Origin of the sequence: Nesterenkonia populi, assembly GCF_007994735.1 — a bacterium.
In the GTDB taxonomy this organism is placed as follows: domain Bacteria; phylum Actinomycetota; class Actinomycetes; order Actinomycetales; family Micrococcaceae; genus Nesterenkonia; species Nesterenkonia populi.
In genome coordinates this window covers 654,683-669,932 of the sequence record NZ_VOIL01000001.1, presented here as the reverse complement: position 1 = coordinate 669,932, position 15,250 = coordinate 654,683, and the positions used below count along the sequence as shown (strand labels likewise).

At 70.0% G+C, this 15,250-nt stretch carries 10 protein-coding genes; 7 read left to right on the top strand and 3 right to left on the bottom strand.

Annotation, left to right across the window (positions count from 1 at the left end):
- Window positions 1-2 precede the first annotated feature (2 nt).
- Complete coding sequence (locus tag FWJ47_RS03150) at window positions 3-1,238, bottom strand: carboxylate--amine ligase (RefSeq protein WP_147103964.1); 1,236 nt, start codon at window positions 1,236-1,238, stop codon at window positions 3-5.
- A gap of 96 nt (window positions 1,239-1,334) precedes the next feature.
- Between FWJ47_RS03150 and FWJ47_RS03145 the strand changes: the two genes are divergently transcribed.
- The 5 genes from FWJ47_RS03145 (at window position 1,335) to FWJ47_RS12135 (ending at window position 10,600) form a co-directional block, all read left to right on the top strand.
- Window positions 1,335-3,569, top strand: coding sequence for a transglycosylase domain-containing protein (locus FWJ47_RS03145; RefSeq protein ID WP_147103961.1), 2,235 nt, complete (start codon window positions 1,335-1,337; stop codon window positions 3,567-3,569).
- A 21-nt stretch (window positions 3,570-3,590) separates the two neighbouring features.
- Window positions 3,591-4,517: a metallophosphoesterase gene (locus FWJ47_RS03140; protein WP_147103958.1), complete on the top strand. Its 927-nt coding sequence runs from the start codon at window positions 3,591-3,593 to the stop codon at window positions 4,515-4,517.
- The gene (locus FWJ47_RS03135) at window positions 4,517-6,382 is read left to right on the top strand and encodes an ABC transporter ATP-binding protein (RefSeq protein ID WP_147103955.1); all 1,866 of its coding nucleotides are present in this window, start codon (window positions 4,517-4,519) and stop codon (window positions 6,380-6,382) included. The genes FWJ47_RS03140 and FWJ47_RS03135 overlap by 1 nt, the downstream gene beginning before the upstream one ends.
- Window positions 6,379-8,238, top strand: coding sequence for an ABC transporter ATP-binding protein (locus FWJ47_RS03130; protein ID WP_246126139.1), 1,860 nt, complete (start codon window positions 6,379-6,381; stop codon window positions 8,236-8,238). The genes FWJ47_RS03135 and FWJ47_RS03130 overlap by 4 nt, the downstream gene beginning before the upstream one ends.
- Before the next feature lie 112 nt (window positions 8,239-8,350).
- A complete protein-coding gene (locus FWJ47_RS12135) occupies window positions 8,351-10,600 on the top strand; it encodes an acyltransferase family protein (protein ID WP_147103952.1) in 2,250 nt (749 codons plus the stop codon).
- Here FWJ47_RS12135 and purD read toward each other — a convergent pair whose 3' ends face one another.
- Window positions 10,601-12,808, bottom strand: coding sequence for a phosphoribosylamine--glycine ligase (gene purD, locus FWJ47_RS03120; protein WP_147103949.1), 2,208 nt, complete (start codon window positions 12,806-12,808; stop codon window positions 10,601-10,603).
- 35 nt (window positions 12,809-12,843) lie between these two features.
- Between purD and FWJ47_RS03115 the strand changes: the two genes are divergently transcribed.
- Window positions 12,844-13,857 (top strand): asparaginase, encoded by a 1,014-nt coding sequence (locus tag FWJ47_RS03115; protein WP_147103946.1) that lies wholly within the window; start codon window positions 12,844-12,846, stop codon window positions 13,855-13,857.
- Window positions 13,858-13,859: 2 nt separating this feature from the next.
- Window positions 13,860-14,228, top strand: a complete 369-nt coding sequence (locus tag FWJ47_RS03110) for a sterol carrier family protein (protein WP_147103943.1) — start codon at window positions 13,860-13,862, stop codon at window positions 14,226-14,228.
- A gap of 58 nt (window positions 14,229-14,286) precedes the next feature.
- Here FWJ47_RS03110 and FWJ47_RS03105 read toward each other — a convergent pair whose 3' ends face one another.
- Window positions 14,287-15,180, bottom strand: coding sequence for an ion transporter (locus tag FWJ47_RS03105; RefSeq protein WP_147103941.1), 894 nt, complete (start codon window positions 15,178-15,180; stop codon window positions 14,287-14,289).
- Between the last annotated feature and the right edge of the window lie 70 nt (window positions 15,181-15,250).

Below are 15,250 nucleotides of genomic sequence, written 5' to 3'. Positions count from 1 at the left end.
GATCAGTCCTGCTGCCATGTTCCGGCGGCGTACTTTCTGCCCTGCCTGAGGTGCCGGCCGAGGAGGTAGGCGTTGCGCCGGGGTGAGAGATCCTTGGCATAGGTGAGCGGGTTGCTGTCCCTGCGCTCACGGAAGAGCCGCTTGACCTCGGCCAGCACCTGGGGGTCCTTGACGTACTCCTTGAGCACGTATCGGGGAGTGACCCGGAAGAGGACATCGCCTTGGGCGAGGGTCAGCTCCCTGCGCCGGCCGTGGACGACGTCGTCGACCAGGTACTGCATCATCGGGTGGCCGAGCTGGGAGGTGTAGTAGCTGGAGCGTCCGGGACGGCAGTTGATCTCCATCACCTTGTAGACGCCGTCGCGCTCATCCCATTTCATGTCCGCGTTGGCGATGCCGGTGTAGCCGACGGCTTCGAGGAAGTCTCTGAACTTCAGCATGATGGCCTCGTCATATTTGGAGATGATGGCGCTGTAGGTGCCCACGGCGTTGGCGGCGTGCTCCTGCAGGGCCACCTGGCCGAGGGTGACGAGCTCGCACTTCGCCTCGCTGTTGAGGTAGAGCACCGCGTCCCAGTTCTTGGTGTCGTCGCCGGGGACGTACTCCTGGATGATCAGGGATTCTCGGTAGGGGGAGTCCTCGACCGCGGAGACGACGTCGAGGACCTCGTCGAGGGAGCCGAGCCGGTAGACCTTCTGGTGCCCGCGGATCTGCGTGTGGTGCTGCCACCACTGGTTGGAGTGGGTGGGCTTGATGACCACGGGGAACCGGTCGATCTGCAGCTCGAAGGGCTCGCCGACCCGGTGGATCTGAGTCGCGGGGATGTCGAGTCCGTGCTGCTGAGCGAGCGTGTAGAACGCCTCCTTGTCCATGAGCTGGGCGCGCAGCTCCTCGCGGGGGCTGTTGAACAGGTAGTGCCCGGAGAGCCTCTCAGCGTGGCGGGCGACCATCTCCACGTAGATGTCGTTGCTGGGAACCAGCACCAGGGGCACCCCGTGCTCAGCCTGCAGCTCCGCGGCGGCCTCGGTGAGGATCCGCAGGAACGCGTCGTCGTCGTTGAGGTCCTCGTGCAGCCGCAGGTCGAGGATCGAGGAGGCCCAGGTGTACCCGGTCTTGTTCCGGGCGAGCATCACCGACTTCACGCCGTAGATCTCGTGGAAGCTGCGCGCGGCGGTGTAGCCGTGGATGAGGGGGCCGAGGATCACCGGGAGGAAGCCGGCTTTCGCGGGTGAGGTCATGGGTGTCACGGTAGCTCACGCGCGAGGGCGCGCTGCTTCCACCTCGTGTTGAGGTCCTGCTGAGCCTGGGTTGACCTGCCCGATATCATAGTGCGGATGGCACCGCGCAAATCTCCCCTCTTCGACACCGCCACCACCGTGGGCAAAATCATGTCCTTCCTCGGTGTGAGCGCGCTCTGCGGCATTCTCGCCGCGGGCCTGATCTTCCCCCTGGCAGCCACTGGCGGCGCCGCCGCGGCCGCGGGCTCCGACCTTCTGGAGGAGATCCCCACTGAGCTGGAGGAGGCCCCGCTGTCCACCCCGTCGGTGATGCTGGACGCCGAGGGCAACGAGATCGCGGAGTTCTACGAGGAGAACCGCCAGCCGGTGGACCTGGACGAGATCTCCGACTCCATGCAGGACGCCATCCTCGCCATTGAGGACGAGCGCTTCTACGAGCACGGCGGCGTGGACGCCCGCGGCGTGGGCCGCGCCTTGGTGCACAACCTCACCCGCCCCACCCAGCAGGGCGCCTCGACCATCACCCAGCAGTACGTGAACAACGTGCTGAACAACGCGGTCACGATCACCGGAGAGGGCCAATACACGATCTCCGGCATCAACGAGAAGACCTACGGCGACAAGCTCCGGGAGATGAAGCTCGCCGTCGGCGTGGAGCAGGAGATGACCAAGGAGGAGATCCTCGAGGGGTACCTCAACATCGTCCTGCTCGGCGGCCGGAACTACGGCGTGGAGGCCGCTGCCCAGTCCTACTGGGGGGTCTCCGCCTCCGAGCTGAACATCCAGCAGTCCGCGGTGCTGGCCGGCATGGTGCAGTCCCCCAACGCCTACAACCCGCGCGCCAACCCCGACGCCTCCCTGTACCGCCGGGACACGGTGATCGACACGATGGAGCGCAACGGGTTCATCTCCGCCGACGAGGCGGAGGAGGCCCGGAGCTCAGATCTCGGCCTCATCGAGGACCAGGGCGAGACGGCCGGCTGCATCAACGCCGCCAACGCCCCCTACTTCTGCGACTACGTCACCAAGCTGATCGCTGAAGACCCGCAGTTCGGGGAGACCGAGGAGGACCGCCTCAACCTGCTGAACCGCGGCGGCCTGCGCATCGAGACCACCCTGGACCCGGAGCTGCAGGAGGCTGCAGAGGACGAGGTCTACGACAACGTCGAGATCGGCCACAGCTCCGGCGCGGTGGGCACCATCACCACCCTGGAGAACGAGACCGGCAACGTGCTTGCCATGGCACAGTCCACGGAGTACCACACCGATGACGACGAGGATGCCGGCCGCACCACGATGAACTTCAACACCGACCACCCCTACGGCGGTTCCAGCGGCTTCCCCGTCGGCTCGACCCTGAAGCCCTTCGTCTCCGCCGCCTGGGTGGAGGAGGGCGGCTCCATGGACGACGTCGTGGAAGCCAGCACGGACCACTACGAGCAGGGCCACTCGTTCGACGCGAGCTGCCGCGAGGGCGGCCAGGTCCAGCTGCCCGACGAGGAGGGCTGGCAGGTCGACAACGTGATCGATGAGCTGGACGACGAGGACACCACGGTGGACTTCGGCCTGTTCTACTCCCTGAACACCGCCACGGCGGCGACCGCGGCGGACATGGACCTGTGTGCGCTCAACGACATCGCTGAACGCTCTGGCCTGCACCACCCAGTGCGGGATGAGGACGGCGAGTTCACATACCCCGACTTCACCCGGGCCATCTCGGCCATCATCGGTGGCATTGAGCTCTCCCCCATGACTCTGGCTGAGGGGTACACTGCCTTCGCCCAGGACGGTGAGCGCTGCGAGAACCGCGCGATCCTCTCCGTGACCGACGCGCAGGGCAACGAGTACCCCGGCCAGGAGACCAGCTGCCACCAGGCGTTCGACGACGACATCGCCGCACAGGTCAACGACACCCTCATCAACATCGCCGAGGACATCCCGGACGACGATCCCTCCTACCCGATGCTCGGCAAGACGGGCACCTCAGACGGCGGCACCAACACGTGGTTCGCGGGGTCCACCCAGGGCCTGACCACGGTCAGCCATGTGGGCACTTGGGAGGGCCACACCTATGAGCGTTACAACCTCAGCGACGAAACCTTCGGCGGCACCTTCTACGACGACCAGCTCTACGGCAGCCACCTCGCAGCCCCCATGTGGTACGACTACATGACCCAGGTGGCTGGTGCGTACCCGACCGGTGACTTCAGTGAGGCGCAGGACTCGCCCTTCAGCGACCGGCGCGAGAACCGGTACTGGCCGTACTCCCTGGCCACCGGCCCCGACAACGGCGGCCAGAACGACGACGATGACTCCGATGACGACGACTGATCGGACGGCCCCCTTCGCGGAGTGCGCCCGCTAGCGGCGGCGGCCGGGCTGGTCCTCACGGCAGGATCCGGCACCGCCGCCTACGCGGGCGTCGTCGAGCGTCGCCGGTACACGCTCCGGCAGGCTGAAGCCGCCCTGGCTGGGCTGCGAGAGCCGCTGCGGGTCCTTCACATCGCAGACATCCACTACGTGCCCGGCCAGCGCAAGGCGTTCCGGTGGCTGCAGGGGCTGGCTGAGCTTCAGCCGGACCTGGTGATCAACACGGGGGACAACCTCTCCCACCCGGACGCGATACCAGAGGTGCTGGAGGCGCTCGCCCCGCTGCGGGCGCTTCCCGGCGCGTTCGTGCCAGGGTCCAACGACTACTACGCCCCGCGGGCGAAGAACCCGCTGAAGTACCTGGCCGGCCCTTCCCGCCCGCACCAGGAGCATGGCGAGCCCACTCTGGACACCGCCCGGCTGCACGCCGGGTTCGAGTCCTCCGGCTGGGCCAACCTCACCAACGCCCACGCTGCTCTGACCGTGGGCGCCAATCGGCTGCAGCTGGCCGGCACCGACGACGCCCATATTGAGCGTGACGCGTTCGACGGCTGGGGCTCCGGCGAGGGCGCCCGCCTCGCTGTGACGCACGCACCGGTGCGCTCGGTGCTCGCCGAGTTCGCCCGGGCAGATGCTGGGATCGTGCTCGCCGGACACACTCACGGGGGGCAGGTCTGCCTGCCGGGAGGCCGGGCGCTGGTCACCAACTGCGACCTGCCCACCCCGCAGGCGAAGGGCCTCACCCGGATCGACCGCACCGGGGCCCCCTCCCCCAGCGGCGACACGCTGCTGCACGTCTCAGCGGGGATCGGCACCTCAGCGACCGCCCCGGTCCGCCTGTTCTGCCCGCCCGAGGCCACCCTCCTGACTCTGCTGCCCGCCCCCGACCCCGCCGGAGCTGCCGCCTGATGTCTGATCCGACCGCTTCTCAGCAGCAGGCGCAGCAGGGTGAGCAGCGCAGCCTATGGCGAGCCCTGGCCCGCCTGGGCCCCTACACCGAGGGGCTGCGGCTGCGCTGGGCGCTGGGCCTGCTCTCAGCGGTGGGCGCAGGAGTGACCGCGCTGGCGATCCCGCAGATGCTGGGAACGGTGGTCGATGATGTTGAGGCGGAGGGGGCCGCGGCCCGGGCGGTGTGGTTCGGCGCCGGGTTCATCCTGGCCCTCGGCATCTTCGAGGCGCTGCTGGTCTACCTGCGCCGGTTCTTCGTGATCCCGGTCGCTTCGGACGCGGAGACCTCGATGCGCACGTCCCTGTTCGCCCGCCTGGCGGGGCAGTCGGCGGCGTTCCACTCGGCCTGGGATGCCGGCCAGCTGCAGTCGCGGGCGATCGCGGACCTGAACCTGCTGCGCCGGTTCTTCGCGTTCGGCTCGCTGATGCTGGTGACCGTGGTGGTCACCCTGATCACCGGCCTGACCCTGATGTTCCTGAACTCCCCGGTGATGGCTGCGATCTTCCTGTGCGGGGCAGTCCCGGTGCTGCTGTTCGGCCCCTGGTTCCGGCGCCGCTTCTCGCAGCTGTCCCGGTCCTCCCAGGACCAGGCCGGAGACGTGGCCACCCACGTGGAGGAGTCGGTGCACGGGATCCGGGTGCTCAAAGCCTTCGGCCGGGGCAGGTACGCCCAGGCGAGCTTCCGTGAGCAGGCTCGGCGCCTCCGCATCCTTGAGGTCACCAAGGCGAAGACGCTGGCGACCTTCCAGCTGCTGATGATCCTGCTGCCGGAAGGGGTGCTGGCGATCTGCCTGGCCGGAGGGATCTGGCAGGTCAGCGAGGGCAACGCGACCGCAGGAGCGATCACCAGCTTCTTCGGCGTCGCCATCGTGCTGAAAGCGCCGCTGGAGAACATCGGGCAGCTGCTGTCCATGGTGTTCATGGCGAAGACCGGCCTGGACCGCCACATCGACGTGATGGACATCCAGCCTGAGCTGACCTCCCCGCAGCAGCCGAGGACCGCCCCGGAGCGGGGCGTGGTGGAGCTGGAGGATGTGCGCTTCCGGTTCCCGGACGCCAAGCCGGGCGAGCCGGACCTGCTGGATGGGGTGAGCCTGCGGGTCGAGCCCGGCGAGACCCTCGCCCTGGTCTCTGCGACCGGCGGCGGCACCTCCACGCTGCTGAGCCTGATCCCGCGCCTGTATGACGTCACCGGCGGGGCGGTGCGGGTCGACGGCGTCGACGTCCGCGACTTCGACCTCGCTGATCTGCGCTCACGGGCGACGATCGCGTTCGAGGAGCCCACGCTGTTCTCCGCCTCCGTGCGGGCCAACGTGCTGCTGGGCACCGGTCACCAGCGCGACGGCGATGACCCTCACCACCCGGACCGGGACGCGTTCCCCGCAGATGATGAGCTGCAGCAGGTCATGGAGGACGCCCTCGCCACTGCCGACGCCGGGTTCGTCGAGTCCCTGCCGGACGGTGTGGACACCCGGATCGGCGAGGAGGGGCTGAGCCTCTCGGGCGGGCAGCGGCAGCGCCTGGCCCTGGCGCGGGCCATCGCTTCCCGCCCCTCGGTGCTGCTGCTGGACGACCCGCTCTCCGCGTTGGACGTGGGCACCGAGGAGCGCGTCACCGAACGGCTGAAGGAGGCCCTCGAGGGAACCACCACCATCATCGTCGCCCACCGCCCCTCCACTGTGGCTCTGGCCGACCGGGCAGCCCTGCTGCACCGGGAGCCCGGGCAGGGGGCACGGATCGCAGAAGTGGGCACTCACGCGGAGCTGCTGGCCCGCAGCGAGCTCTACCGAACCGTGATGGCCCCCGAGCGGGAGGTCCTCCGATGACCGAGATGACCGATCAGAGCAGAGGCCCGGAGAAGGATCCGTTCGCGCATCTGCGCGGCACCGCCGGGGAGGAGCAGACTGACCTCAGCAAGGAGGAGCGGAGGTTCATCCGGCGCCGCTCCTGGAGGCTGCTGGTGCGGGTCTCCGAGGGGCAGCGCCTCCGACTGCTGCTGACCGCCCTGGCCGTCGTCGTCTCCCAGGCCGCGCAGGCCTCCACTCCGATGATTGTGGCCTTCGCCCTCGACTGGGGGATCCCCACCCTGCTGGACGGCGACTCCCGCGGGCTCTTCGTCCCCGCCGCGGTGTACATGACCGCGGCCGTCACCGCTGCGGTGCTCCTGTTCTGCTATACACGGATGACGGCCACCGCCGCCCAAGCCATGCTGTACCGGCTGCGGGACGAGGTGTTCGGCCAGACCCAGCGCCTCTCCCTGGACTTCCATGAGAAGTACACCTCCGGGAAGGTCATCTCCCGGCAGACCAGCGACCTCGAATCCCTGCGGGAGCTGCTCGACGGCGGGGTGAACGCCCTGGTGCAGGGCGGTATGTTCATGCTCTTCACCGCCGTCTCGATCGTGATCATGGACCCGCTCTCCGGGCTCGTGCTCGCCTGCGCCACGATTCCCGTCTTCTTCCTGGCCCGCTGGTACCAGAAGCGATCCGAGGTGGCCTACCGGCGCACCCGGATCAGCTCCGCCCGGATGATCGTGCACTTTGTGGAGTCCATGACGGGCATCCGGGCCGTCCAGGCGTTCCGCCGCGAGCACGCCAGGGACCGGCAGTACCGCCGGCTCGCCGGCAACTACCGGGATGACCAGGTCAGCGCCATCGGCCTCTTCGGGGTGCTCCAGCCCTCTCTGCTGCTGGTCGGCAACCTCACCGTCACCGTGGTGCTGCTCTGGGGCGGCTTCCGCGTGCTGGAGGGAGACCTCGGGGCGGGAGTCCTGGCCGGCGTCGTGATCGCCGCCAAGCGTGTGTTCCAGCCGCTGGACATGATCGCGATGTTCTACAACTCTCTGCAGTCCGCCGTGGCCGCCCTGGAGAAGGTCTCCGGCCTGCTGGAGGAGAAGCCGAAGGTCGTCGAGGCGGAGAGCCCCGTCCGCCTGCCGCAGGCCAGGGGCGAGGTGAGGTTCGACGCCGCCGAGTTCAGCTACTCCGAGAACGGGCCGGTGGCGCTCAAGCAGCTGGACCTCCGGATCCCCGCCGGCCAGACCGTCGCGATCGTCGGGCGCACGGGCGCTGGCAAGTCCACCCTGGCCAAGCTCCTCTCGCGCTTCTACGACGTCACCTCCGGAGCGGTGTCGCTCGACGGCGTGGACCTGCGTGAGCTTGCTGAGGAGGACCGGCACCGGCACGTGGCGATGGTCACTCAGGAGGGGTTCCTGTTCTCCGGAAGCATCCGGGAGAACATCGCCCTGGGCCGCCCGGAGGCCTCCTTCGATGAGATCGTCGCCGCCGCGAGGGCCGTGGGCGTCCACGAGTTCATCGAGTCTCTGCCTGAGGGCTACAGGACCGATGTGAACAGGCGAGGCGGCCGTCTCTCCGCCGGCCAGCGGCAGCTGATCAGCTTCGCCCGCGCGTTCCTGGCCGATCCGGCCGTGCTCATCCTGGACGAGGCGACCGCCTCCCTGGACCTGCCCAGCGAACAGCTGGTCCAGCAGGGCCTGGAGCGTCTCCTCGGGAACCGGACGGCGCTGATCATCGCGCACCGGCTCTCCACCGTCACCATCGCCGACCGGGTCCTGGCGATCGACGACGGCGAGGTCGTGGAGGACGGCGCCCCGCAGGAGCTGATCGAGGCCGGCGGCTATTTCTCCCAGCTCCACGCGGCGTGGGAAGCCAGCATGTCGTCCTGACACGCACTGGCCCATTGGCCGTCATCGGTGCCCTCTGCTGGCATGATGACCCTGGGTCCTCTGCAGCCTTCCCCGCATCTTCCCCCGAAGCAGATGGCCTAGGAGAACCGCTGTGCCCACGGAACAGCTGGCTGAACGGCCCGCGCCCGCACCCGCTGAACCCCAGCGTGCCCGTCCCGCCCGGATCAGGGACCGGATCAGGCACGACGGCGGCCGCTCCCGCCTCCACGGGCTCGACGCGCTGCGTGCGCTCGCCGTGGTGCTGGTGATCGTCTACCACATCAACCCGTCCTGGGCGCCGGGCGGCTTCGTGGGGGTGGATGTCTTCTTCGTCATCAGCGGGTTCCTCATCACCTCGCTGCTGATCCGCGAGCACCGGGACCGCGGGCGCATCGACCTGAAGCGCTTCTACATCCGTCGCGCCCGGCGGCTGATCCCCGCAATCGTGCTGGTGGTGGCGGTGTGCACTCTGGCAGCGGCGGCGCTGGGCGGAGACGTCCTCTCCGGGCTGGGCTGGCAGCTGGTCGGGATCTTCACGTTCACCGCGAACTGGGTGCAGATGGTCACCAGCTTCGACTACTTCAACGCATCCCAGGCGGGGCTGTTCGACAACTTCTGGTCTCTGGCCATCGAGGAGCAGTTCTACCTGCTCTGGCCGGTGCTGCTGATCGCGTTCCTGGTGAGGACGAAGCTGCCCAAGCAGGCGTTCGCGCGGATGCGCGCCAACCTGGTGGGCCTGGCCGCGGTCTCTGTGGTGCTGATGCTGGGGCTGGTGCACTTCGGGCAGGCGAACGTCGCCTACCTCGCCACGGTCAGCCACCTGTACGGGCTGCTGCTGGGCGCGGCGCTGGCGTTCAGTCCCAAAGCGTTCCTGAAGACCGGCGGGGTGCACGCCGGCGCCGCCGGGGATCTCTCCGGGCACGCCTCGGGGGGCGCCGCCGCAGCCCCTGCGCCGTCAGAGCCCTCTCGCCTCCGGGGCACGGCCCGGACCGCCGGCCGCGGTGCGCTGGCGCTGCTGATGGCGGCCTTGGGCCTGGCCTCCATCATCCTTCTGACGTTCACCTCGGTGGGTGAGACGCCGGGCCGGGAGCCGCTGCTGACCCTCGGCGCGACGCTCGCGGGCCTGCTGCTGGTGTGGGCCTGCCTCATCGCCCCGGCTGCGGTTCCGCGCCTGGCGGATCGGGGCGTGCTCGGCTGGATCGGCACCCGCTCCTACGGCCTGTACCTCTGGCACTTCCCGCTGATCGTGCTGGCCGACCATGTGATGGCCGCCCGCCGGATCCCGCTGCTGGACCTGCTGGATCAGTACGAGGTCCGGGTGCTCGCCGTCGTGCTCGCCGCCCTGGCCGCGGAGGCCAGCTACCGATGGGTGGAGATGCCGGTGCGACGCCGCGGCTTCGCCCACCTTCTGCGGGCCCCCGTCCGTGCCGCCGCGGCGGGGACGATCGTCGCCCTGCTGATCAGCTCCGTGGCCTGGTCGCAGACGCGCAGTCCAGAGTCCACCACCCTGCAGGACACGCTTGCTGCGGGGCAGGAGCACACCCACTCCTTCACGGATGAGGCCGACGAGGATGAGCCCGCCGATGCCCCGGCCGATGAGGAGCACGACGATGAGGCTGAGTCCGCGTCCCGGGGCGGCATCCTGCCGGAGGAGCTGAGGGTCCCAGGTCACGCCGGCGCTCCGTCCGACGAGGAGCCCGCCGAGCCCGAGGGCGCCCCGAGCATTCCCGACGAGCCCCAGCCCGGCACCCCCGAGGCTCAGACGCCGGAGCCCGAGCCGAGCCCCACCCCGGAGCCCGAGCCCGAGCCCGAATCTGAGCCTGAGCCGACCCCTGAGCAGGAGTCCGGTCAGACGCCCAGCGAGGAGCCCTCCCCCAGCCAGGAGTCTCCTCCCGCGGAGAGCGGCAGCGGCGCCAGCATGGTCGCCGTCGGCGACTCGGTGATGCTTGCATCCACCGGCGCCCTGACCAGCCGCTTCGACGTCGTCGTGGACGCCGCTGAGTCCCGGCAGCTGGTGTCCGCGCCGGACGTGGTCGCCGCGGCGGTGCGCCAGGTGCCTTCGGCCGAGACCGTGGTGATCGGTGTGGGCATCAACGGTGTGGGCGGCGAGGCGGATATGCGCCGCGCCGTCAGCGCCGCCGGCGACCGGACCGTCATCCTGGTGAACCTCTACGGGCCCCAGGCGTTCGTGAGCTCGCACAACGCGATGCTGCGGGGGGTCGCCTCCAGCCGCGGAAACGTCCGGGTCGCTGACTGGAACAGCCGGGCCAGCGCCAACACCCACTGCCTGCAGGCCGACCAGGTCCACCCCACCGGCGAGTGCACCGACGAATACGCGGCGGCGATCGCGGGGGCGCTGTAGCTACAGGACCGGCTCCTCACCGGTGAGACGGCGGTAGGCGTCGATGTAGCGGTCGCGGGTGGCGGAGACGATGTGCGCCGGCAGCGGCGGGGGCACGACGCCGGAGTCCCGGTCCCAGCCGGACTCCTCGCTGGTCAGCCAGTCGCGGACGAACTGCTTGTCGAAGCTGGGCTGGGCCCTGCCCGGCTCCCACTCGTCGGCGGGCCAGAAGCGGGAGGAGTCGGGGGTCAGCACCTCGTCGGCGAGCACCATCCGGCCGTCCTCGCCGATCCCGCATTCGATCTTGGTGTCCGCGAGGATGATGCCTGCCCGTCGGGCACGCTGGTGGGCGACCTCGTAGACCTTCAGGGCGATCTCCTTAAGCCGGCGGGCCTGCTCCGCGCCGACGATCTCCTGGAGGCGGCCGTAGCTGATGTTCTCGTCATGGTCGCCCTGCTCGGCCTTGGTGGAGGGGGTGAAGAGGGGCGCGGGCAGCTCGGAGCCGTCCTCCAGCCCGGCGGGCAGCGCGATCCCGGTGACGGTGCGGCTCCGGCGGTACTCCTTCAGCCCGGAGCCGGTGAGGCAGCCGCGGACGATCGCCTCGGCCTCGACCATGTCCAGGCGGCGGACGACGATCGCCCGGCCGGCGACGGCCTCGGGCACCTCCGTGGAGACCACGTGGTTGGCGATGCCGTGCTCCTCGAGCTGCCGGAACCACCAGAGGCTCATCTGGGTGAGGATCTTGCCCTTGTCGGGGATGCCGGGGGTGAGGACGTGGTCGTAGGCGCTGACCCGGTCGGTGGTGACCAGCAGCATCACGTTCTCGCCGTCCCAGCCGGAGCCTGGTGCGGGGGTGTAGAGCTCACGGACCTTTCCGGAGCCCGCATGCACCCAGCCGGGCAGCTGCGGGGCGACTCGGATCTCTCCGCGCAGCGCCTTGGCTGCGATGTCGGTGCGGTGCTGGGCGCCGGGCCAGCTGATCCTCCCGACCCCGGCGTAGGCGCGGTCACGGGCCTCGGCGAGGCTGGCGCCGGTGCCGACGACGGCAAGCACGCGCCCGCCTGCGGTGACGATCTCCCCGGCGTCGTCGGCCTTGGTCCCCGCGTGCAGCACAGAGACGCCCTCGATCTTCTCGGCAGCCTCCAGGCCGGTGATCGCGTCGCCCCTTCGGGGGCTGTCCGGGTAGTTCTCCGCGGCGAGGACGACGTCGACCGCCGCGCCGGGCCTCCATGCCAGCAGACGGCCGGCTCCGTCCGGGCCGGCGTTGAGGCGGCCCGTGGCAGCATCGAGGAGGAGGGTTCCGAGCCCGGTCTCCAAGCGCTCCAGGACCGCCTGGGTCTCCGGGTCGCCGAAGCGGACGTTGAACTCCACGACCCGCACCCCTCGCGAGGTCACGGCGAGGCCGCAGTAGAGCACTCCGACGAACGGAGTGCCGCGGCGGGCCATCTCCTGGACCGTGGGGGCAGCGACCTGGTCCATCACGATCTGCGTGAAGTCACGGGTGGTTCCGGCGTCGTCGGTCTCGGTGTAGCCCTCGAGCCAGTCGAGAGGGGTGTAGGCCCCCATGCCGCCGGTGTTGGGGCCCTCGTCGTCGTCGAAGATCCGTTTGAAGTCCTGGGCGGGGGTCAGCGGCACCAGGCTCTCCCCGTCGGAGAGGACGAAGAGGCTGACCTCGGGGCCGTCGAGGAACTCCTCGATCACCACGGAGCCGCCGGCCTCGAAGCAGGCCCGGGCGTGGGCGAGCGCGGCGTCGCGGTCCTCGGTGACCACCACGCCCTTGCCCGCGGCCAGCCCGTCATCCTTGACCACATGCGGGGCGCCGAACCTCTCCAGAGCCTCAGCGGCAGCGTCCGGGCCGGAGGCGTGCACGGCCTGGGCGGTGGGGACGCCGGCGGCCGACATGACCTCCTTGGCGAACGCCTTGGAGGCCTCCAGCTGGGCCGCGGCCCGGGACGGGCCGAAGACCGGCACCCCGGCGGCCCGCACCGCGTCGGCCGCTCCCGCGGCCAGGGGCGCCTCCGGACCCACCACCACCAGGTCGAACCCGCCGGCGAGCGCCAGCTCCGCCGCTGCAGCGCCGTCCTCCGCGTCCACCGGGTGACAGGCGACGTCGCGGGCGATCCCCGCGTTGCCGGGGGCGGCCTCCACCGCCTCGACGGCCGGGTCGCGCAGCAGCGCCCGGACAATCGCATGCTCACGGCCGCCAGGGCCCACCACCAGAACCTTCATAGGACCAACACTATCGCTCGGTAGGCTGAGCACTCATGAGCACAGTCCAGACCGCCTCCGCGGCCGATTCCGCCGAGCTGGCCGTGGTGACCCGGGCCGGCATCGTCGAGTCCCGCCATCTCGGCTCGGCCGTGCTGGTCCGTCCCGACGGCAGCGTCGCCCACTCTCTGGGGGCGCCCGGCAAGGTGATGTTCCCCCGCTCCACGCTGAAGCCCCTGCAGGCCATCGCCTCCCTGCGCACCGGCGCGCTGATCTCTCCGGAGGCGGTGGCGATCGCCTGCGGCTCGCATGTGGGATCCCGCAGGCACCAGCAGCTGGTGGCCGAGACTCTCCGCGCCGAAGGCCTGGACGAGACCCATCTGCGCTGCCCGCCGGCCCTGCCCTCGCAGAAGCTGGACCTGAAGGTCCACATCGAGGCCGGCCATGAGGCCACCCCGCTGGCCTACAACTGCTCCGGCAAGCACGCCGCGTTCCTCGCCGCCGTCCGCACCCAGGGCTCCCGGCTGGCCACCTACACCGACCCGGAGCACCCGTTGCAGCAGTCCGTGCTGGAGGTCATCGAGGAGTACGCCGGCGAACGCCCCGCCGCCGTGGGGGTGGACGGATGCGGGGCGCCCGCGCCGGCGCTGAGCCTGACCGGGCTGGCCCGCGGCATCGGGAAGGTCGCCGGCGCCCAGCGGGACCGCGGCGCCGAGCTGCACGCCTTCACCGTCGCCCAGGCGATGCTCGACTACCCGTGGCTGGTCCACGGCCGCCGGGAGACCGACACCGTGGTGATGGAGGACCTCGGGATCATCTCCAAGCTCGGCGCGGAGGGGGTGCTGGTGCTCGCCGCCCCTGACGGCACAGCCGCCGCGGTCAAGACCCTCGACGGCGCCGCCCGCGCCAACTATCTGGTGGGGCTGAGCCTGCTGGCCTCTCACGGCGCGGTGGACCTCGACCGGCTCTCCGCGGTGCTGAAGAAGATCCTGAAGCCGATCACCGGCGGGGCCGACCAGCGCACCGTGGGCGCCGTCCGGCTCAGCGAAGCCGTGACCAGCGTGCTGTAGCGATGGCGCGACGTCGTATCTCCGCTGAGCAGGGCTCCGCCGCAGTCCGCTCCTGGATCCGCGACCAGGAGGCCGGCTCAGACACCGACCGGAAGACCCGCGCAGCAGCGGTGCGGTACCTGCTGGAGGAGCTGGCGGAGCGTGCCCGCGGCAGCAGCGTGGAGGTGCGTGTTCCGCCGTGGGGGGTCACCCAATGCGTGGAGGGTCCCGCCCACACCCGCGGGACGCCCCCGAATGTGGTGGAGCTCGACGCCGAGACCTGGCTCGGCCTCGCCACGGGCAGGCTCTCCTGGAATGAGGCCTGCGCGGCCGGCAGGATCAGCGCCTCCGGCACCCGGGCCGACCTCTCAGCTGTGCTCCCGCTCATCTGATGCCTCCGGGTCGTGAAGCTCCCGGGCCTTGCCCAGCTTCCGAGCCGGATGCCCCGCTTCATCCCCGGCCGCTGCGCTGCAGCAGCTCCGTCAGCTCGGCGACCTCTGAGCGGAGGGCCCTGAGCTCCTGGTAGACGATTTCGCTGTCGCGGCGAGGCTCGCCCTCGGCGTCCTGCTCGGCGTCGGCCTCGGCGGGGGTGGTGCGGTGGTCGTCTTCGACTTTGGCGCTGGGCATGTCGTGCAGCGTATTCATGGCATCCACGATCACCGCGATGATCAGGTTCAGGGCCGTGAAGGCGGCCAGGATGATGAACGGGATGAAGAATGCCCAGGCCCACGAGTGCTCCTCCATCGCCGGGCGCACAATGGTCTCCCAGGAGCTGAGGGTGGCGATCTGGAAGAGGCTGAACAGCGAGGACCAGAAGTTCCCGAAGTACTCCGGCATGGTCTCTCGGAAGAAGGTGGTGGCCATCACCGCGGCCACGTAGAAGATGATGCCCAGCAGCAGGCCGGTGGAGAGGATCCCGGGGATCGCGGCGAGCAGCGCGCCGACGACTTTGCGCAGCTGGGGAAGCTGGGAGATCAGCCGCAGCACACGCAGCACGCGCAGGGTGCGGAGCACCTCGAAGCCCTCGCCGGCGGGCACCAGGGCCGCGCCGACCACCAGGAAGTCGAAGACGTTCCAGGGATCCCGGAAGAACCGCCAGCCGAAGGCGAGCAGCTTCAGGGCGATCTCGACCACAAAGATGGCCAGGCAGATCACGTCGATGGTGACGAGCACCGGCCCGACGGCGTCCATCATCTCCGGGGAGGTCTCCAGGCCGAGGACCACCGCGTTGACGAGGATCACCAGGATCACGAGCCGCTGCACGGGGCTGGACTCCACCCACTCCCCCAGCCGGGCGCGCCACGGCGACGGCGCGACGGGGACGGCTTCAGCAGGGGTGCTCATAGCCCGCTCATCCTAGGGCATGTGCATCCTGTCACCACCCGCGCGCGCAGACGCGCCAAGGCAGTAGACT

Bases quoted from the DNA above. Each gene is read 5' to 3' on its own strand.
- FWJ47_RS03150 (WP_147103964.1), bottom strand. From the start codon at position 1,238: ATGACCTCACCCGCGAAAGCCGGCTTCCTCCCGGTGATCCTCGGCCCC.
- FWJ47_RS03145 (WP_147103961.1), top strand. From the start codon at position 1,335: ATGGCACCGCGCAAATCTCCCCTCTTCGACACCGCCACCACCGTGGGC.
- FWJ47_RS03135 (WP_147103955.1), top strand. From the start codon at position 4,517: ATGTCTGATCCGACCGCTTCTCAGCAGCAGGCGCAGCAGGGTGAGCAG.
- FWJ47_RS03130 (WP_246126139.1), top strand. From the start codon at position 6,379: ATGACCGAGATGACCGATCAGAGCAGAGGCCCGGAGAAGGATCCGTTC.
- purD (WP_147103949.1), bottom strand. From the start codon at position 12,808: ATGAAGGTTCTGGTGGTGGGCCCTGGCGGCCGTGAGCATGCGATTGTC.
- FWJ47_RS03115 (WP_147103946.1), top strand. From the start codon at position 12,844: ATGAGCACAGTCCAGACCGCCTCCGCGGCCGATTCCGCCGAGCTGGCC.
- FWJ47_RS03110 (WP_147103943.1), top strand. From the start codon at position 13,860: ATGGCGCGACGTCGTATCTCCGCTGAGCAGGGCTCCGCCGCAGTCCGC.
- FWJ47_RS03105 (WP_147103941.1), bottom strand. From the start codon at position 15,180: ATGAGCACCCCTGCTGAAGCCGTCCCCGTCGCGCCGTCGCCGTGGCGC.